Origin of the sequence: Paraburkholderia sp. RL17-383-BIF-A, from assembly GCF_046028015.1 — a bacterium.
Lineage (GTDB): Bacteria > Pseudomonadota > Gammaproteobacteria > Burkholderiales > Burkholderiaceae > Paraburkholderia.
This window is the reverse complement of the sequence record NZ_JARESR010000002.1, coordinates 23,043-42,318: the sequence shown is the minus strand read 5'-3', so window position 1 is coordinate 42,318 and position 19,276 is coordinate 23,043. Positions and strand designations below refer to the sequence as shown.

Annotated in this window: 18 protein-coding genes; 5 read left to right on the top strand and 13 right to left on the bottom strand. The window is 63.3% G+C overall.

The features are described 5' to 3' along the window. Nucleotides 1–26: 26 nt before the first annotated feature. Both P0D71_RS02430 and P0D71_RS02425 read right to left on the bottom strand, forming a co-directional pair. A complete protein-coding gene (locus tag P0D71_RS02430; protein WP_408479191.1) occupies nt 27–1,037 on the bottom strand; it encodes a Nit6803 family nitrilase in 1,011 nt (336 codons plus the stop codon). 19 nt (nt 1,038–1,056) lie between these two features. Further along, a complete protein-coding gene (locus tag P0D71_RS02425; RefSeq protein WP_054040483.1) occupies nt 1,057–1,539 on the bottom strand; it encodes an MSMEG_0572/Sll0783 family nitrogen starvation response protein in 483 nt (160 codons plus the stop codon). A 351-nt stretch (nt 1,540–1,890) separates the two neighbouring features. On the opposite strand from P0D71_RS02425, the gene P0D71_RS02420 reads away from it, so the two are divergent. The 3 genes from P0D71_RS02420 (at nt 1,891) to P0D71_RS02410 (ending at nt 6,904) form a co-directional block, all read left to right on the top strand. After that, entirely contained in the window at nt 1,891–3,282 is a 1,392-nt protein-coding gene (locus tag P0D71_RS02420; protein WP_408300540.1) for an aminotransferase-like domain-containing protein, read from the top strand. Nucleotides 3,283–3,501: 219 nt separating this feature from the next. Continuing rightward, nucleotides 3,502–5,301 carry a methyl-accepting chemotaxis protein gene (locus P0D71_RS02415; protein WP_408300538.1) on the top strand — a complete coding sequence of 600 codons (1,800 nt, stop codon included), beginning with the start codon at nt 3,502–3,504 and terminating at the stop codon, nt 5,299–5,301. Between the two features lie 22 nt (nt 5,302–5,323). Further along, a complete protein-coding gene (locus tag P0D71_RS02410; protein WP_408479190.1) occupies nt 5,324–6,904 on the top strand; it encodes a methyl-accepting chemotaxis protein in 1,581 nt (526 codons plus the stop codon). Nucleotides 6,905–6,990: 86 nt separating this feature from the next. Here P0D71_RS02410 and P0D71_RS02405 read toward each other — a convergent pair whose 3' ends face one another. From P0D71_RS02405 to P0D71_RS02385, 5 genes are all read right to left on the bottom strand, one after another. Next, nucleotides 6,991–7,371, bottom strand: coding sequence for a DUF5594 family protein (locus P0D71_RS02405; RefSeq protein WP_408479189.1), 381 nt, complete (start codon nt 7,369–7,371; stop codon nt 6,991–6,993). 100 nt (nt 7,372–7,471) lie between these two features. Beyond that, nucleotides 7,472–7,840: a ribbon-helix-helix domain-containing protein gene (locus tag P0D71_RS02400; protein ID WP_408479188.1), complete on the bottom strand. Its 369-nt coding sequence runs from the start codon at nt 7,838–7,840 to the stop codon at nt 7,472–7,474. Nucleotides 7,841–7,983: 143 nt separating this feature from the next. Then, nucleotides 7,984–9,570: a GMC family oxidoreductase gene (locus P0D71_RS02395; RefSeq protein WP_408479187.1), complete on the bottom strand. Its 1,587-nt coding sequence runs from the start codon at nt 9,568–9,570 to the stop codon at nt 7,984–7,986. 118 nt (nt 9,571–9,688) lie between these two features. Next, nucleotides 9,689–10,384 (bottom strand): twin-arginine translocation signal domain-containing protein, encoded by a 696-nt coding sequence (locus P0D71_RS02390; RefSeq protein WP_408185840.1) that lies wholly within the window; start codon nt 10,382–10,384, stop codon nt 9,689–9,691. A 111-nt stretch (nt 10,385–10,495) separates the two neighbouring features. Continuing rightward, complete coding sequence (locus tag P0D71_RS02385; protein ID WP_408347388.1) at nt 10,496–10,894, bottom strand: VOC family protein; 399 nt, start codon at nt 10,892–10,894, stop codon at nt 10,496–10,498. A gap of 403 nt (nt 10,895–11,297) precedes the next feature. Between P0D71_RS02385 and P0D71_RS02380 the strand changes: the two genes are divergently transcribed. Next, the gene (locus tag P0D71_RS02380; RefSeq protein ID WP_408185838.1) at nt 11,298–11,708 is read left to right on the top strand and encodes a DUF2000 family protein; all 411 of its coding nucleotides are present in this window, start codon (nt 11,298–11,300) and stop codon (nt 11,706–11,708) included. A gap of 24 nt (nt 11,709–11,732) precedes the next feature. On the opposite strand, the gene P0D71_RS02375 is transcribed toward P0D71_RS02380, so the two are convergent. The 3 genes from P0D71_RS02375 to P0D71_RS02365 are packed head-to-tail and all read right to left on the bottom strand — an operon-like array spanning nt 11,733 to nt 14,838. Further along, nucleotides 11,733–12,257 carry an Lrp/AsnC family transcriptional regulator gene (locus P0D71_RS02375; RefSeq protein ID WP_408479186.1) on the bottom strand — a complete coding sequence of 175 codons (525 nt, stop codon included), beginning with the start codon at nt 12,255–12,257 and terminating at the stop codon, nt 11,733–11,735. Then, on the bottom strand, nt 12,254–13,924 hold the full coding sequence (locus P0D71_RS02370) for an acyl-CoA synthetase (protein WP_408479185.1): 1,671 nt from the start codon (nt 13,922–13,924) through the stop codon (nt 12,254–12,256). The genes P0D71_RS02375 and P0D71_RS02370 overlap by 4 nt, the downstream gene beginning before the upstream one ends. Further along, nucleotides 13,921–14,838 (bottom strand): SDR family oxidoreductase, encoded by a 918-nt coding sequence (locus tag P0D71_RS02365; protein ID WP_408479184.1) that lies wholly within the window; start codon nt 14,836–14,838, stop codon nt 13,921–13,923. Before P0D71_RS02365 ends, P0D71_RS02370 begins: the two co-directional genes overlap by 4 nt. Nucleotides 14,839–15,010: 172 nt before the next feature. Between P0D71_RS02365 and P0D71_RS02360 the strand changes: the two genes are divergently transcribed. Next, on the top strand, nt 15,011–15,715 hold the full coding sequence (locus tag P0D71_RS02360) for a TetR/AcrR family transcriptional regulator (protein WP_408479183.1): 705 nt from the start codon (nt 15,011–15,013) through the stop codon (nt 15,713–15,715). Nucleotides 15,716–15,795: 80 nt separating this feature from the next. Here P0D71_RS02360 and P0D71_RS02355 read toward each other — a convergent pair whose 3' ends face one another. The 3 genes from P0D71_RS02355 to leuC form a co-directional block, all read right to left on the bottom strand. Beyond that, on the bottom strand, nt 15,796–17,145 hold the full coding sequence (locus P0D71_RS02355; protein ID WP_408479182.1) for a dicarboxylate/amino acid:cation symporter: 1,350 nt from the start codon (nt 17,143–17,145) through the stop codon (nt 15,796–15,798). 100 nt (nt 17,146–17,245) lie between these two features. Further along, nucleotides 17,246–17,860: a 3-isopropylmalate dehydratase small subunit gene (gene leuD / locus P0D71_RS02350; protein WP_408479313.1), complete on the bottom strand. Its 615-nt coding sequence runs from the start codon at nt 17,858–17,860 to the stop codon at nt 17,246–17,248. Then, a complete protein-coding gene (leuC, locus tag P0D71_RS02345; protein WP_408479181.1) occupies nt 17,860–19,275 on the bottom strand; it encodes a 3-isopropylmalate dehydratase large subunit in 1,416 nt (471 codons plus the stop codon). The genes leuD and leuC overlap by 1 nt, the downstream gene beginning before the upstream one ends. Nucleotide 19,276 lies beyond the last annotated feature (1 nt).

The following is a 19,276-nucleotide window of genomic DNA, read 5'->3' as shown; positions in this document are numbered from 1 at the left end:
ATTGCCGGCTCTGCGCCGACAGTGATTCACTGGCGCTCATCGCACCCTCCTTCGGTTGAATTGAAATCGGCGCTCGGGACGGACGGCCACGCCGGCATCGGCGCCACGGTTTCCGCGGGCCGCCGGTTGATCGCAAGACTCAGCAATTCGGGGCGCGCGTAATGGCCGACCGAATCCATCATGCGTTTGCGCTTGGTGATCAAGGCCATGTCGAGATCGGCGATCACCATGCCTTCGCCCTCGCGTAACGGCTCGGCGAGATGCTGCCCTTCCGGCGAGATGATCGCGGTGTTGCAGCCGCCGCGCAGCGCCTTCTGCAGATTCGTATCCGGGGTGACGGACGCAATCTGCGCTTCGCTGAGCCATCCCGTCGCATTGACGACGAAGCAACCCGATTCCAGCGCGTGATGCCGGATCGTCACCTCGATCTGATCGGCGAAGATCGGTCCCACCAGCGAGCCGGGAAACTGGCTGCAATGAATCTCTTCATGCTGCGTCATCAACGCATAACGCGCGAGCGGGTTGTAATGCTCCCAGCAGGCGAGCGCGCCCACGCGCGCCACCCCGGTGCGCGCCACCGTCAGACCGGCCGCGTCGCCTTGCCCCCAGATCATCCGCTCATGAAATGTGGGCGTGATCTTGCGGCGCTTGAGCACGATCTGACCATCCACGTCGAAAATCAACTGCGTGTTGTAGAGGCTACCGTGATCGCGTTCGTTGACGCCGAGCACCACTACCATCCGATGCAAACGCGCCTGCTCGGCCACCGCCTGTGTCACCGGGCCCGGCACCACCACGGCCTCTTCGTAGAGTTTCATGTGATCGGCGCCGGAAGCGACGGGCGGCCGTACGAAAGAGAAGTACGGGTAATACGGCACGAAGGTTTCGGGAAATACGATCAGTTGCACGCCTTCGCGCGCCGCCTGTTCGACTGCCTCGCAGACCTTGTCGAGCGTTCCGCCGCTGCGCTCGAAGTCCGGTGCGATCTGGACCGCCGCGGCGCGCACGATGCGTTTGCCGGTCGTTTTATCGGACATAGTGGTCACTCGCCTCTCGTCAGACCGTCCACGTATGGATGATCAGTGCGTTGTCCTTGCGATGAAGCAACTGGATGTCGAGCACATCGAGCGGGCTGATTGGACGAATGCCTTCGATCAGCGAGGCCTCGCCGTGTCCATATAGCGCCTGCAGCGCGAAGCGGCACGCGTAGACCTTGCCGCCTTCTTCCATGAACTTCATCAGTTGCTTGTTGAAGTTCAGATGGCCGGGGAACGCTTCGTCGCCCAGTGTCGGAAAGCCGCGTTGCAGACCGAGCGTCACGCCCGGTCCGTACAGCAGCACCGATGTCTCGAAGCCCTTGCGTTGCAGGCGCGTGGCCTGCAATAGATTGACGAAGCCGATCGAGCCTTCGAACGCGACCGTATGGAACGTGACGAGCGCCTTTTCGCCGGGTTCGGCTTTCACGTCTTCGAAGACTTTCTCCTCATAGTCGACAAGGTAATCGCCTTTCTGATGCAGCGGTTTGTTGACGGCTGGCATGGCACTCTCCGATCAGGTTTGCTAAGTAAAAGATGGCGCGCGTTCAGGTTGTGCGCGCCTCCTCCAATGCAACGGCCGTGCCATTGATCGACCCCGTGAATGCGATCAATCCGCGATCAATTCCGCCTCGATTCGAAGTGCGACTCGAAAATTTTTTGGGCGCGAAGGTTGCATACAGTTCCGGCATCCCGTGCAAACGCTGTTGGTGCGGCTTTACCGCACCAGCCAAGTGCGATTCGCGCAGTCCAACGTGTCGGCATGGTGCAGTCATTCACCACAGTCGATCAATCCAATCATTGATTGCATGCGAATGCGATCATCTTTTCCAACGTGAATAGAGACTCGAAGGCAATGAGCAGCCCGACACATCACTGGATCAAACGTCTTGCCGACATTCGCAAGCCGGCCTACCTCGCGATTCCCGATCTGATCGAAGAAGATCTCGCCACTGGAAGGCTGCGTCCGCGCGACCGCTTGCCGGGACTGCGCGATCTCGCCGAAGAGCTCGCGCTGAACTACACGACGGTGGCGCGCGCCTATGCCGAAGCGCGCAAGCGCGGCCTGCTCGATTCGCGCGCCGGCAGCGGCACGTTCGTGCGCGGCCGCACCGCCACCTTGCCGCTCGCGGGCGGCAGCAGCATCGAAATGTCGATGAACACGCCACCCGAGCCGCCCGATTACGCCATGCGTCTGCGCGACTCCGCCGCACGCCAGATGGCCGACAGCGATCCTTATCAGTTGCTGCGTTACCAGGACTTCGGCGGCTCGGCGGCGGACAAGGATGCGGGCGCCGAATGGCTGAGGCGCCGGGTGCCGCATTGCGACGCGCAAAACGTGCTGGTGTGCCCCGGCATTCATAGCGCGCTGGTGGCGCTCGTCTCGCAGCTCGCGCGGCCCGGCGGCACCATCTGCCTCGATGCGCTCGCCTACCCCGGCATCAAGGCGATCGCCGCGCAACTCGGTGTGCGTCTGCAAGCGCTGCCGCGCGACGACGAAGGACCGCTCGCTCACGCGTTCGAAGCGCTCTGCAAAACCGACAAGCCGAGCGCGTTCTATTGCAATCCGACACTGCAGAATCCGAGCACGCTCACGCTCACGCACAAACGGCGCGAGGCGCTCGCCGACGTAGCGTTGCGCTACAGCGTGCCGATCATCGAAGACGATGCGTATGCCATGCTGCCGCAGAGCGCGCCCGACGCGCTCGCGAGTTTCGCGCCCGAACTGACGTATTACGTGACGGGCCTGTCCAAGAGCTTCGGCGCCGGCTTGCGCGTCGCGCATCTGCATGCGCCGACGCCGCGCCAAACGCAGCGGCTAGCCGGCGCGTTACGCGCGACCACGGTGATGGCGAGCCCGTACACGGTCATGCTCGCGACGCAATGGATCGCGGACGGAACCGCGGCGGAGATGCTCAGTGCGATCCGCAACGAATCGCGCGCACGCCAGGCCATTGCCGCGCGCATGCTCGAAGCATGGCCTTACGAAGCGCATCAGGATGGTTTTCATTTGTGGCTGCCGGTGCCGGTGGAAAGCGGCTGGAGCGCATCCGAACTTGCCTTGCAGTTGCGCAATCAGGGCATTGCCGCCGTGGCGGGCGCCGCGTTCTCCACCGACGGCAATCCGCCCAATGCCATGCGGGTGTGCCTCGGCGGATCGAAAACGCGTGACGAATGCGCACAAGCGCTGCACATCGTGGCGGAGACTCTCGACCATCCGCATCATCTGCATTCGCCGGTGATGTAAAACGATCCATCCGATCGCGCGTTATTGTCATACGAATACAACGACGCGCGCGAAGCCATTTATTTCTGCGTGCGACACTCCGCCGCACGCAGCTCTCGCTGCGTTTGGGGTAATTGAAAGAATTCGCTGCTCAAGTCGGGCCTGCTCAGGCCGTATACCGCAGGTGAGGCCCCCGCCTCGCCGACTCCGGTTTACCGCTCACCCCCAAAGACTCCCGACATGTTCACCTCCATTCGCGCGCGCATCGTCGCCCTATGCGTTGCTATCGTTGTGGTTGCGCTCGCTGCCAACGCGGTTCTCAACTACGTCGTCGCCAACTCGTATAACGCCGATGCCATCGACAGCAGCCTGACCTCGGTGGAAAGCGGTCACGCGGCCGGCATCAGCGACTGGGTTGCCGCCAACACCCAGATGATCAACTCGCTGCAGGACGTGGTACTGCAACCCGATCCGTCAGCAGCGTTAAAACAGATCGCCGCGGCCGGTAAATTCTCGAACGTGTATGTCGGCTATGCGGACAAGACCTCGAAGTTCTCCGACCCGACCGGCATTCCGGCGGACTACGATCCGACCGGCCGCCCCTGGTACAAGCAGGCCGCAGCCGCTGGCAAGCCGGTCGTGACGCCGCCCTACGTGGACGTGGGCACGGGCAAACTGGTGGTGGCATTCGCGGCGCCGGTCGTGCGCGACGGCGCGGTAAAAGGCGTGGTGTCCGGCGACGTCGCGATGGACAGCGTGATCGCCAACGTCAAGGCGATTCATCCCACGCCGGCGAGCTTCGGCATGCTGATCGACGCGAGCGGCCATATCGTCGCGCATCCCGATCCAAAGCTGACCTTGAAGCCGGTCTCCGATGTCGCGCCCGGTTTGACCGGCGATAAGCTCGCCGCCCTCTTCAGCGCCGACCGTCCGCTCGACATGGACGTGAATGGCAGCACGAAGCTGATGCGCGCGCAAGCGATTCCCGGCACTGACTGGTACGTGGTCGTCGCACTCGACAAAGCCGAAGCGACCGCCGGCATGCGTTCGCTGCTGACCGCTTCGATCATCGCGCTGATCGTGATCGCCGGCATCGCCGCCGCCATCGTGGCGGCGGTGACCGCGGTGTCGTTCCAGCGTCTGTCGAAAGTGCGCGATGCCATGGACGCCATCGGCTCCGGCGAAGGCGATCTGACGCAGCGCCTGCCGGCCGTCGGCAACGACGAAGTCGCGCAGATCGCGCGCTCGTTCAACACCTTCATCGACAAACTCAGCCACGTGATGCGCCAGATTCGCGACGCCAGCGAATCGGTGCGCGTGGCCGCCAATGAAATCGCCGCGGGCAACGTCGATCTGTCGGGCCGCACGGAATCCGCTGCCGCGAGCTTGCAGCAAACCGCAGCATCGATGGAAGAAATCACCTCGACGGTCACGCAATCGGCCAGCTCCGCGAAACAGGCCGACAGTACTGCCGTTTCCGCCTCGCAGGTCGCCTCGCGCGGCGGCGTGGTGATCTCCGAAGTGATTGCGACGATGGGCGAGATCCAGCATGCGTCGGTGAAAATCTCCGACATCATCGGCGTGATCGACGGCATTGCGTTCCAGACCAACATCCTCGCGCTGAATGCCGCGGTGGAGGCCGCGCGTGCAGGCGAACAGGGCCGCGGCTTCGCGGTGGTGGCCGGTGAAGTGCGCAGCCTCGCGCAACGCAGCGCGCAGGCCGCGAAGGAAATCAAGGCGCTGATCGAAGCAACCGTGGCGAGCGTCTCGTCGGGTTCGGGCCAGGTGCGCCAGGCCGGCGAGACGATGACCGAGATCGTCAGCAACGTCGCCAACGTGACGACCATCATTTCCGAAATCACGCAGGCGGCCAACGAGCAGACGCGCGGTATTCAGGAAGTGAACCGCGCGGTCAGCCAGCTCGACGAAATGGTGCAACAGAATGCCGCACTGGTCGAAGAATCCACGGCGGCGGCGGCCGCACTGCAGAGCCAGGCCGTGAGCCTCGCCAGTGCAGTGACGCAATTCAAACTCGACTAAAAGCTAAAGTTGGAATCTTGCAGTGACGTTCTATAGAAATCTGAAGATCGCCGTTAAATTGGCGTTGCTCGGCGCGGTATTGTTGGCCGCGACGATGGTCGTGGGTCTGGAAGGCTGGCATGCGTTGTCCAGAACGCATGCGCTGCAAATTCAGTCCGCGCAATCGCTCAGCCAGTATGCGCAAGCCGCCGATACGGCGCGCGTCGCGCAGGTCGAATTCAAGAAGCAGGTGCAGGAGTGGAAGGACCTGTTGTTGCGCGGCGCGGATCCGGCCGCCTTCGCCAAATACCGTGATGCCTTCAACAGGGAAAGCGGAACGACGCACGCTGCCCTGCTGCGCCTGAAGGATCAGTTGAGCGCATTGGGCGCGAACATGGACGGAGTCGACAAGGCGCTCGCCACGCATGCATCGCTGCAGGACAGTTATCTCGACGCGCTGAAACACTACGACGCCGCCGATCCGAACACGGCGCACGTGGTCGACGCTCTCGTCAAAGGCATCGACCGCGCGCCGACCGCCGCTATCGACGATATCGTCGCCACCGTGATGCAACAGGCGCATGACTCCAGCGTGCGCACGAGCGAAGCGGCGGAGCAGGCCTACACCATCGCGACCGTGCTGTTGCTGTCGGTCGTTATCGGTTCGCTCGGCGTCGGCGCTTTCGCGATCTGGTTCCTGAGCCGCAGCATCACGGTGCCGGTCAGACAGGCGGTGGGCGTCGCGCAGGCGGTGGCGGCAGGCGATCTGCGCGCCGACGTGCCCGTGGTGAGCCGCGACGAAACAGGCCAGTTGCTCACTGCCCTCAACGACATGAACCAGCGCTTGCGGCATATCGTCAGCGAGATCCGTGAAGGCGCGCATACGATTTCCACGGCCACGCAGGAAATCGCCGCAGGCAACCTTGACCTGTCGGCGCGTACCGAGCAGCAGGCGGCCTCGCTTGAGGAAACCGCCGCGTCGATGCAGCATTTCACCGACTCGGTTCAGCGCAACGCCGCCAACGCCCGAGAAGCCACCACGCTCGCGCAAACCGCCGCGCATGCCGCGCGTGAAGGTGGTATTGTCATGAGCGACGCGGTGCGCACGATGGGCCAGATCGATGCGGCGTCCAAGCGTATCGTCGATATCATCGCGGTGGTGGAGGCCATTGCGGCGCAAACCAATATCCTCGCGCTCAATGCAGCGGTCGAAGCGGCGCGCGCCGGCACGCAAGGGCGCGGCTTCGCGGTGGTCGCGAGCGAAGTGCGCAGCCTCGCGCAACGTTCCGCCGACGCCGCACGCGAGATCAGGACGCTGATTCGCGAGTCGGTCGCCACAATCGAAGCCGGCACGCAACTGATCAACCACGCGAGCACGACGATGGACGGCGTGGTGGAAAGCGCCGGCAGCGTGACGCGTATCGTCGAGTCGATCGCGACCGCGAGTGTCGATCAGGCAACCGGCATCGCGGAAGTCAATGATGCCGTCACACAGATGGACCAGGCGACGCAAAGCAACGCGGCCTTGGTCGAGCAGGCGGCGGCCGCGGCCGACGCGGTGCAAAGCAAGGCATCCGGACTCGTGCAAAGCGTGAGTTTCTTCAGGCTGGGCGCCGCGGCCTGACGGAGCAGCGCCGTGCTCGTCGCGCGGCGCCTGTTGCTCCAGTTGCAGCGTGAGTGGAGTGGATGAAGCGGCGCGCCACGCGCCGCTTACGACTCGAAGTCGAGTCCGCCGATCAGGGCGACCGGCTCGGCCTGCGTATGCGAGAGAAAGTCCAGTTCGCGCGCATGGTTCCAGGCCGCGAGCTTGCGCGGCAGCGCGGCCAGATAACCAGCAAAACGCGACGGCCCTTCGGCCCCCATCAGCCTCTCGATTTCGTCGCTGTCCCAGGTCAGATACAGATTCAACGGATGGGGGTACAGTCCCATGTCCTCGATCGGTGCGGCATGAATCCGCACGCGGGTGGGATGCCCGTGGCCGCCGTAAGGCAGCACTTCGGTATGCACGGTGGTGGCGAAACAGGCGGCAATGGCCTCGGCGATGCGAGGCGCGAACTGTTCATCGAAACGGGCGGCATTCTCCGGACGCATCCATGTCTCCAACGTTGTGCGGAATGTGCGAAACATCCTAGCACGCGGTCCGGTGCGCGCTTCCTGTCTATCCGCTGCGGCTTCGCGCCGCCCTTACTCTTCAAACTGTCTTCAGAATTCGCGGCCTCGCTTCGCTCGCCACAGCCGAAGCCGAAGCCGCAACCGCCAGCCCGGGAACCGCGCCGGGTTCATCGACGTCCTTCTCCGTGCGCATGGACAGATAGCGCAAACAGCACACGCGCAGGAACGACGCGAAGTTAGTCGGCAGCTCGCCCCGCAGCGCGATCAGTTCGTCGTACAGCTGCACGGCGAACTGACTGGTCGTCATGTTCTCGCGCGCGGCGATTTCGTGCAGCACGTCCCAGAACAGATTTTCCAGCCGGACCGTGGTGATCACGCCGTGAATGCGCAGCGAGCGCGTGCGCGACTCGTACAGGATCGGATCGGCGTTGATGTACACCCTACACATGGCGTTACTCCCTGATTTCAGGCAGGCGTGCCGTGGCGCCCTTCATGCAGCCACGGCACGCCGCCCGCGTTCGTCAACATACGCCGGCATTCACCGCTCGACAATTGCCTCGAACCCGAACGCCGCCCTGCCCCGTCGATCGCTTATACCGCGCGTTTGTTCATCTGCGCCGCAATGTGATCGGCCTGCCGGATCGCCAACGTCACGATCGTCATGGTCGGATTTTCCGCCGCGCCGGTGGTGAACTGGCTGCCGTCCGAAATGAACAGGTTCGATACTTCATGCGTCTGCCCAAACCGGTTGCACACGCCGTCTTCGGCGCGCGCGCTCATGCGGGCCGTGCCGAGGTTATGCGTGGACGGATACGGCGGCACGCGATACACCGTCTTCGCACCCGCCGCTTCGTACACCGCGGTGCCCTGCCTGTACGCGTGCTCGCGCATCGCTTCGTCGTTCGGATGATCGTCGAAATGCACGTTGGCGACCGGCTGCCCGTACTGGTCCTTCACGTCGGTATTCAAGGTCACGCGATTGCTCTCGCGCGGCATATCCTCGCCGACGATCCACATACCCGCCGTGTACGCGTATTGATCCATTGCCTGGGTGAAGGTCGGACCCCACGCGCCTGGATTGAGAAAGGCCGCATAAAACGGCAGGCCGAGCGACACGGTCTCCATGTGATAGCCACCTGCGAAGCCACGCTGCGGATTGAACGCCGCCTCGTCCTCGATGATGCCGGCCATCGTGGTGCCCTTGAACATTTCCACCTTGTCGTTGAACACCGCGTACACCGAGCCCGTGGTATGACGCATGTAGTTGCGGCCCACCTGCCCCGATCCGTTCGCGAGACCCTGCGGGAACCTGCTCGAATGCGAATTCAGCAGCAGGCGCGGCGTTTCGATCGAGTTGCCGGCCACCGCGACGATGCGCGCCTTTTGCCGCTGCAGCTTGCCATTGCGGTCGTAGTAGAGCACCTCCTTCGCCCTACCGCGCGCGTCGGTTTCAATGCGCACCACGTGGGCCTGTGTGCGCAATTCCATATGGCCGGTGGCCTGGGCGCGCGGCAATTCGGTGTAGAGCGTCGACCACTTCGCGCCAGTGCGACACCCCTGAAAACAGAAGCCGCGCTGGAAGCAATGCGCGCGGTCGTCACGCACCACGCTATTGATCGCCATGTGCCCGGTATTGCAGTCCTTGTAACCGACCTTCATCGCGCCGGCCGACATCACCTTGAAGTTGTTGTTGCCTGGCAGGCCCGGCAGACCGTTGGTGCGCGTAATGCCCATCTTCTGCTGCGCGCGGTCGTAGTACGGATCGAGTTCCTCGCGCGTGAGCGGCCAGTCGAGCAGATTGGCATCCTTGATAGCGCCGTACGTCGTCTTCGCCTTGAACTCGTGCGGCCTGATCCGCAGACTCGCGCCGGCCCAGTGCGTGGTCGTGCCGCCCACCGTCTTGCAGATCCAGGCGGGGAGATTCGGAAAGTCTTTGGCGATGCGCCAGGTGCCCGACGTGGTGCGTTTATCGAGCCAGGACAGCATCTGGAACGAGCCCCACTCGTCGGTTGTGAAATCGCCTTGCGTGTGCAGCTTGCCCGCCTCCAGCACGACGACGTTGATACCCTTCTGCGCCAGTTCGTTGGCAAGCGTGCCGCCGCCGGCACCCGAGCCGATAATCACGACGACCTTGTCGTCATTGTGCGAAAAACGCACCTTGTTGTTGTCCTGATCCATGTCCTGTCTCCTCTATTGACCCGAGTTGGGCTGCCGGCCAGAGTCGGCGCTTTAGCGCTTACTCGAGTCCCTTGGCGCATGACTCCGGTCCTATGCATGATGGTGACTGTCGCAGCGGTTAGCTATCCGTCGGAATCGGGCCGCTGGCGGCGGCCGGCGGATTGGGCAGCCACGAGAGACTGTTGAAGCCCTTGTACAGGTAGCCGCCATCGCCTTCCGAAGCGCCGTAGCCGAAGTGCGTATACGCCATGGTGTTGGCGTATAGCGAGACCACCGCGGTGCCGCGTATCGTGTTGAAGAACGGTGTGCCCGCGAGCGCCGCGACGTCTTGCGCCTGGTCCGACGGCGTGCGTTTGAGCCAGTCCGAACCCGCTTGCGCGTCGAGCTGTTTGACACCATCGGCGAGTTGCTGGCGCACTGCCGGATCGGCTTTCGCTTTGGCGTCGAGGTCCTTGACGACCAGCGCGTAGACCGCGTTGTCGAGCGTGGGGTGCGGATAGAGCTGCCGCGTGAAGGCCAGAATCACTTCGCCCTGGTGCGTGTCGAGTCCTTGCATTTCGAGCGCCCAGGCGCGGCTCGGCGCGAAGGCCGACAACACCGAGGAAGCCGCCAGCGTGCCCATCAGCACGCCGGTGCCTTTCAATAGCTCGCGCCGTGTGAGCGGAATCCTCAATGCGGCGGTGGCGGCGGTGGCGGCGGTGGCGGCCTTCGCCGCCCCATGCTCACCGGGGTGCTCGTGAGTATGCTCGTGCCCGTGATGATGCGCATGATGTGCGTGATCGGACGCGACGATCGGGATGATCGTTGTCTTCATGTCTGTCTCCTTTGTCGACCGGAGCGAGTGCAAAGCACTTACTCGGTCCCATCTAATCTGGTTGCTGTGGGGTACTGCAACTCCACGCGGCGGCCGCCTGGATTGCTTTGACTATTGATAGTGGCCGTAGCGTTCCAGCACTTCGATCTTGTAGCCGTCAGGGTCCTGAATGAAAAAGTAGCGCGCCAGCAACTCGCCGTTGTCGTTGTGAAACTCGCGCAGATCGTTGGGCGCCATGCCGAGGTCGAGCAGACGCTGCCGTTCGCTCTTTGCATCGTCGACGCAGAACGCAACGTGGCCGTAGCCGTCACCGTGCGAATACGGTTCCTCCCGGCCTTTATTCCAGGTGAGTTCTATTTCGGCGTCGGCCTCCTCGTTACGCAAGTAGACGAGCGTGAAGTCCGGAAAGTCGAGCCGGTGCGATATGTCCAGATTGAAAGCTCTTTGATAGAACTGCAGCGAGCGCGGCAGATCGTGCACACGGATCATCGTGTGAATGAGTTTGGCCATCGGTGTCCCCTCCTGTTTGAATCAAGTTTAGGAGGCCGCCAACGCGAGTGGTAATGCACGGCTAAATCGCGCCAGGGACTTGCCCTATGTTGCGGGCGCGTCGACGGCATGCGCCTGCGGCACGTAATAGCGGCGCAAATGGCGGCGCAAACGGCGATGAGCATGACGTCCCTTCAGGTTGCAATGCAGCACGCGGCGCACTTCGAACGCTGTTTGCCGAATGGCATTAGGGCAAAACCCGACATGGACCGCGTGAAAAAGCGCGGCTGGTGAAGTCCATTCGTTTTTGCTCTGCGCTCGTGCACACGCGCTCGAGTTTCCATAAGATTCGAGTGTGAATACCTTCTTGACCGACGGGCGCTGTAGCAACCCTGCATCGCCCGGCTGTGGAGCGTCGTGCGTTATGGAATTCGATACGAAAGTCGCGATCATCGTGCTGGACGATCTCGCTGTGTGGCAAAAACTCAATGTGACCGCGTTTCTCGCAACAGGAATCGCGGGCGCGGCGCCTGAGGCAATGGGCGAGCCTTACGAGGACGCGGCTGGCCGTCGGCATGCGCGGCTGCTCGGCCAGCCGATGATGGTGTACCAGGCGGACAACGCAGGTTTGCAGCGCGCGCTTCGTCAGGGTATCGAACGTGAATTGACGCGTGCCGTGTATGTACGCGCGATGTTCTCGACCGGTCACGATCAGGCGAACCGGGAAGTGTTCCGCGCCGAACCCGCTGATGCGCCTGATCTCGTCGGGCTTGCGGTGCGCGGACCGAAGAAGGCGGTCGACAAAGCGGTGAAAGGTCTCTCGCTGCATGACTGAGACGCAGCGATCGCTTATCGTGCTTCAGAGTGCCGGACTCGGGCCGCGCTCCAGATACGTAGTCAGCGCGATATAGCTGCGCGTGCCGGTAAAACCTTCGATCGCGTGAATGCGCGCAAGCAGCTGTTCGAGCGATTGCGTGTTACGTGTGCGGACTTTGAGCAGCATGGCGCTCTCGCCCGTCACCGTGTGAATCTCCTCGACTTCCGGCAGTTCTTCCAACGCCAGTAGTTGCCGCGTCACCGCCCAACTCGTCGTATCGACATGCACGAACGCGAGTAACGGACGATTCAGTTTGGCGGCATCGAGTGCGGCGACAGTGGCCTTGATCACGCCTTCTTTCTTCAAGCGCCTCGCGCGCTCGTGGACGGCGGGCGCCGACAGAAACAGCAGTTTGCCGAGTTCCGCATAAGTACGCGTCGCGTCTTCGGCGAGCAGCGCGAGGAGCCTCCGGTCGGTGTGGTCCAGTGGCGCCGCGCCGAGTTGCGCGCCCGAATCTCTCGGCGCCCTGCCGCCGCGCGTCGCCGGTTGACGCTGGCGCGTGCTCATCGCGGCTCGGGTTTTGACACGGGATTCTCCGCGCCTTGTCCGAGTCCTTCGCGCAGCGCCTTGCGGATCACCTTGCCGGTCGCCGTCAGCGGCAGGCTGTCGACAAAGCGAATCTCGCGCGGATATTCGTGCGCGGCGAGACGCGTTTTGACGTGCTGCTGTATCTCACGCACGAGCGCCGCGTCGCCGACAAAGCCGGGGTTCAGCACCACGAACGCCATGACGATCTCCGTGCGCTCGCGATCCGGCGCACCGATCACGGCCGCCATCGAAACAGCCGGATGACGCAGCAGCGAATCTTCGATCGAAGCCGGCCCGATCCGGTAACCCGCGCTCGTGATCACGTCGTCGCCACGGCCGACAAAACGGATAAAGCCGTCCGCGTCGCGCGTACCCAGGTCTCCGGTCACCAGAAACTTGCCGCGGAATTTCTCGCGCGTCGCCGCCTCGTTGCCCCAGTAGCCGAGAAACATGACCGGATCGGGCGCGGCTACGGCGATATCGCCGATCGCACCGGGCGGCAGTTCGTTGCCATCCAGATCGACGATCGCAACATGATGCCCCGGCACCGCGCGGCCGATCGCGCCGAAGCACGGCTCGAACAGCGCCGCGCACGACGACACCACGACGTTGCATTCCGTCTGCCCATAGAACTCGTTGATGGTGACGCCCAGCGCCTTGCGGCCCCAGCCGATCAATTCCTCGCCGAGCGATTCGCCGCCGCTCGCCACCGAACGCAACGCGAGATTCCAGCGCTCGGGACGTTCGACGCCGCGCATCATCTTCAGCGCGGTGGGCGGCAAAAACGTATGCGAGACCGCGTGACGCGCCATCAGATCGAAAGCGGCCTGACCGTCGAATTTCGCAAAGCGGCGCGCCAATACCGGCACGCCGTGATGCCACGACGGCAGCAGCACGTCGAACAGGCCGCCGATCCACGCCCAGTCGGCGGGCGTCCACATCAGCGTGGCGTGCGCGGGAAAACCCTGCTGCGACATTTCCACGCCGGGCAGATGACCGAGCAACACGCGATGCCCGTGCAACGCGCCTTTCGGTTTGCCGGTCGTGCCGGAGGTATAGATGATGACGGCGGGATCGTCGGCGCCGGTGACGGCGGGCGTCAAGTCCGCGCTCGCGTGGTTCAGCGCGTGCCAGAACGAACGCACGGGTGATTGCGGATCGCCATTGTCTTCAGCGATATCCACGCTGAAAACAGTGCGTAGCGCAGGCAACGCCGCGCGGATTTCGTCGACCTTGCACATGCCTCCGTGATCGGTAATCAACGCTACCGCGCCGCTATCGCCGAGCCGGTGTTCGATCGCGTCGACGCCGAATAGCGCGAACAGCGGCACGGCTACCATGCCGGCCTTGTAGGCGGCGAGATGCGCGATCGCCGTTTCGACAGACTGCGACAGAAAGATGCCGATGCGGTCGCCGCGCCGCGCGCCCGCTGCGAGCAACGCATTGGCGAAGCGGTCGGACAGCACCTTCAACTGGTCGAACGTATAGCGGGTGGCGTTGCCCTCGGAATCTTCGTAGATCAGCGCGAGGCGGCCGGAGCCGTCGGCCCATTTGTCGCATACGTCGACGCCGATGTTGTAGCGCGCCGGGATCTGCCAGGCGAAGTTTGCCGTCAGCGATTCGTAGGTCTGGCCGTCGAGGTTCATGGCGTCTGCTCCTGCAAGCCGGCCGGCGGTTGATAGCGCGGGAAGCCGTTATATTCGATCGTACGCTCCGCTTGCGGAAGCGGCCATGAATGGCGAGCGTTCGGCACGCCGCCGTCGACGCGGATCGCCGTGCCGTTGATGAACGCCGAGGCCTCCGACAACAGAAACACCGCCGCGCTGGCGAGTTCGGATTCGGTGCCGAAGCGCTGCAGCGGGACCTTGTGCTTGAGCGTGCGCAGCAGCGCCTGGTAGTCTTCGTTGTAGCTGTCCATGCCCGCCGACGCTATCCAGCCCGGTGCGACGGCGTTGACTCTTACCCCCGCGTGCCCCCATTCACAGGCGGCGGTTTCGGTGAAATTCCATACACCCGCGCGGGCCGCGCCCGAGTGCCCCATGCCGGGCATGCCGCCCCAGATGTCCGCCAGCATGTTCACGATCGTGCCGCCGTGATGTTCCATCCATTGCGTATAGCACTCGCGGGACATCAGAAACGTGCCGTGCAGGTTGTTGCGCACGACCGCGTCCCAGCCATTCAAGGAAATCTTTTCGAGTTTTGCGGGGAATTGGCCACCCGCGCAGTTGAAGAGGCCGTCTATGCGGTGCAGGTCTGCCACGATCGAAGCGATCGTTTCACGTACCTGTTGCTCGTTGCGAATGTCGCAGGAATAAATCTTGTGGCCGGCGGTGTGACGATGATCTTCGGCCAGTTCGGTTTGCACCGTTTTCAGCTTGTCTTCGCTGCGGCCGACCAGCGCCAGGGTCGCCCCTAACGACGCGAGTTCGTGCGCCGTGCATCGGCCTAAGCCACTGCCCGCACCGGTGACGATAATCACTTTGCCGGCGAAAAGGCCTTCGCGGAAAACTGAACGGTAGCCGCTCGCTGGCGGCGATGTATTCGACGAAGCTGCGGGCATTCGGCTGTCTCCTCCATGTGCTGCGCTTTCGATGTTTGTTGAGTTTAGCTCAGGTCTTTGTCCTGTGCTGCGTTAGATGGTTAATTTTATTTGCATTATGGTAGTCTTTGCACGGCCGCATTTCTTGAGCTAGACTCAACTCACCAAATCTCAGTACCGCCCATCTCTCTCGATGACCACCTCGGCCCTTTCCCGCCGCGTGCCCGTGCAGGCGCGCTCCGAACAGCGACTCAAGGCGATTCTGGAGGCGGCCCGGCTCGTCTTTTCCGAAGTCGGCTATGCGTCGGCCACCATGACGGAGATCGCCGGGCGTGTCGGCGTGTCCGAGGCGACGATCTTCACGTACTTCGCCAGCAAGCGCGATCTCTGCGTGCGCGTGCTCGGCAATTGGTACGACGAGATCATCAGCCAGGTCGAAAGCGAATTGCCGCTGATCGCAGGCACGCGCCACAAGTTCGCGTACCTCGTGCGCACGCACCTCTACCGGCTCACCGTCGACGGCACCGGTTTGTGCGCGCTCATTCTTTCCGAAGGGCGCGAGAAGGACGACAAGTTCGGCGACGTGATCGTCGAACTGCAGCGCCGCTATACGGCGCCGATGATGAACGTGCTCGCCGAAGGCGTGGCGAGCGGCGATATTCGCGGGGATATGCCGCTCGGCCTGCTACGCTCGGCCGTATATGGCCCGATGGAACACGTGCTGTGGGACGCGGTGCGCAAACAGAAAGCCGTCGATATCGAAGCCACCGCCACCTCGCTGAGCGATCTGCTATGGCAAGGACTCGTGCCGCCCGAAGCGCAGCAGGCCGCGTTGCGGCAACTGCGCAGCGATGTTGTCGGTGCGGTGAAGCGGTTCGAGGCGGCGGCGTTGAAGTGACGGCGCCGCGGCTCAAGTGAGGCGTTGCCGTGGCTGCCGTGAATCGAACTCATGGTTTGTCACGGGCGGCAGCTGCATGATCATATCGAGCGACGCGCGTCCCTTTCCCGCACGGCAGCGGCCATCGCACCTCCTTCCGTCGCACTCGCCTCACTCACCGAGCCCGCGCCCGCCGGCCGTGCCAACGCCGCCCTGAGCCTGTCGCGATCCAGTTCCTCTTCCCACGCCGCGATCACGATCGACGCCACGCCGTTACCCATCGTATTCGTCAGCGCCCGGCACTCGGACATGAAGCGGTCGATGCCGAGTATCAACACCATGGCCGTCACCGGCACGGTCGGCACCACCGAAAGACTCGCGGCCAGCGTGATGAAACCCGCCCCCGTGACGCCCGTCGACCCTTTGGAGGTCAGCATCGTCACGGCCAGCAGCGTGATTTCCTGAGTGATCGTCAAATGGGTGTTGGTGGCCTGCGCGAGAAACAGCACCGCAAGTGTCATATAGATATTGGTGCCGTCGAGATTGAACGAGTAGCCGGTCGGCACCACGAGTCCGACAATCCCGCGCGAGCAGCCGAGCCGTTCGAGCTTGTTCATCAGTTGCGGCAACGCCGCTTCGGACGTGGACGTGCCGAGCACGATCAGCAACTCGTCCTTGATGTACACGACAAAGCGCCACAAGCTGAACCCGCATGCGCGGGCAATCAGGCCGAGACCACACGAGACGAACAGAAACGCGGTCAGATAGAACGTGCCGATCAGTTTCAGCATCGGCAGCAAAGAGACGATGCCGTACTTGCCGATCGTGAACGCGATCGCGCCGAACGCCCCGATTGGAGCGAGGCTGGTAATCATGCGCACGATACGAAAGAACGTTTTCGACAGCAATTCGATCAGGCCGATCAGCGGTTTGGCGGGTTCGCCCATCACCGCGAGCGCGGTGCCGAACAGCATCGCGATCAGCAGCACGGGCAGGATGTCGCCCTGCGTGAAAGCGCCGGCAAACGTCTCGGGAATGATGTGCATGAAAAAGCCCGCGAGCCCATCACCATGCGCGGCTTGTGCGGCGTAACCCGCGATCGCGCCGGCATCGAGCGTGGCGGGATCGACATTGAAGCCGACGCCCGGTTTCAGCACATGCGCGGCGAGCAATCCGATCGCCAGCGCGAATGTCGACACCACTTCGAAATACAGCAGGGCTTTGCCGCCGACGCGCCCGACCTTGCGCATGTCGTGCATGCTGGCAATCCCGGTCACGACCGTGCAGAAAATCACCGGGCCGATGATCATCCGCACGAGCTTGATGAAGGCGTCGCCGAGCGGCTTCATCGCCACGGCGTCCGTGGGCAGAAAGTGCCCGAACACCACGCCGATGACGATCGCCACGATCACCTGCACATACAGCACCTTGTAGAACGGCTTGCGTTTCATGTCTCCTCCGTTATTGCGGGCAAAGCGCGTCCCTTCCCTTCTGGCGGGGAATCCGTCACGCGCGGTTCGATTGATCGGCGGCGAAGATGCCGCCATGGCGTTACAACACGGCGGCCCAGCTATGCCGTGCGAAGTGATCCCGCTCGAATGCTTCGATATCGTGCAATGAAGCGAGCGTGAGATCGATGGTGTCCATGCCTTCCATCACCATCCGTTTATGACGGGCGCCGAGCGGGAACGCGAACACGCGCCCCGCGGCGGACGTCACCGTTTGTCGTGCGATATCGATATGTAATGCCGCTGCGGGTTGCGTGGCCGCGTCATGAAGCAGGAGGTCGATCGCGTCGCGTTCCAGTTGAACGAGCAGCAAGCGGTTGTTCATCGCGTTCGAATAGAAAATCTCCGCGAAGCTCGGCGCGATGACCGCTTCGAAACCGGCTTGCTGAAGCCCCCACACTGCGTGCTCGCGGCTCGATCCGCAGCCGAAGTTCGAGCCGCCGATCAGAATCCGCGCGTGGCGATACTCAGGCCGGTTCAGCACGCAAGCGGCACGCGGCTCGCCTTGCGCGTCGAAACGTAGATCGTAGAGCAGGCCGTCCTTGAGCCCGGCCTTGTCGATGATGCGCAGAAACTGCTTCGGCATGATCTGGTCGGTATCGAGGTTTTCGATCGGCAACGGCACGGCGCTCCCATGGATTTCAGCGAGTCGGGTCATCATGGCTGCGTCTCCAGTGTGCGAACGTCGGTGATGCGCCCGGTCAGGGCGGCCGCCGCGGCCATTGCCGGACTCATCAGGTGAGTGCGGCCGCCACGGCCCTGGCGACCTTCGAAGTTACGGTTGGTGGTGGACGCACAGCGTTCGCCGGGCGCCAGAAAATCGTCGTTCATCGCAAGACACATCGAGCAGCCCGGCTCCCGCCATTCGAAACCGGCCTCGCGCAAGGTGGCCGCGATGCCTTCGGCTTCCGCCTGGCGGCGCACGCTGCCCGAACCGGGCACGACCATCGCTCGCACGCCCTGCGCGACGTGCCGCCCTGCTGCGATCGATGCGACGACGCGCAGGTCTTCGATGCGTCCATTGGTGCATGAGCCGATGAACACGCGATCGATCGGCGTGCCCGCGATCGGCTGATCCGCATCGAGACCGACATAGTCGAGCGCGCGGCGCAACGCGGCGGCGGCTTCCGGTGTTGCCTGCGCGGACGCGGTGGGAATCCGTTCGTCGACGGCAATGGCCTGGTCGGGACTCGTGCCCCATGTGACGAACGGCGCCACCTCGTGCGCGTCGAATCGATGTTCGATATCGAAGTGCACGCCGGGATCCGTTTTCAGTTCGCGCCAGTCGTCCAATGCGGCACGCCATGCGGCCTCGTCGAGCGAGGTCGCATGGGTCCGCACATAGTCGAACGTGGTGGCGTCGGGTGCGATCAGCGCGGCACGCGCGCCTGCTTCGACTGTCATGTTGCACAACGTCATGCGCGCTTCCGCCGACAGTGACGCGGTCGTCGAGCCGGCGAACTCCACCGCATAGCCGCGCGCGCCCTGTGCGCCGATGCGGCTGATGATCCACAGAATCAGGTCTTTCGACGAAGTGCCGTACGGCAACACGCCGTCGATCGTGATACGCATGGTCTGCGCGATGCGATAGACCAGCGTCTGGGTGGCGAGCACATGCTCGACCTCCGACGTGCCGATGCCGAAACCCAACGCGCCGAGCGCGCCATACGTGGTGGTGTGGCTGTCGCCGCACAGCACGACCATGCCCGGCCTGACCAGCCCGCGCTCGGGCGCGACGATATGTTCGATACCTTGCAGCGGATCGTTCGCCGCGTGCAACGCGATGCCGGCCTCCGCGCAGTTGCGCGCCAGGTTGTTCGCCAGCAGCGACGACGCGGCATCGCGGATCACGCGGGGCGATTCAGCATGCGTCGGAATGATGTGGCTGACCACCGCAAGCTGCTGCTTCGGCCGGCGTACGCGCCGCGCTTTCTCGGCCAGCGCGCTGAAGGCCTGCGGGCTCGTGTACTCGTTCATCAGATGCAGATCGACGTAGAGCAGCACGTTCTGTTCGTCGACACGCGTCACGACATGCGAGTCGACCAGCTTCTGGTAAAGGGTTCGGTTTGACATG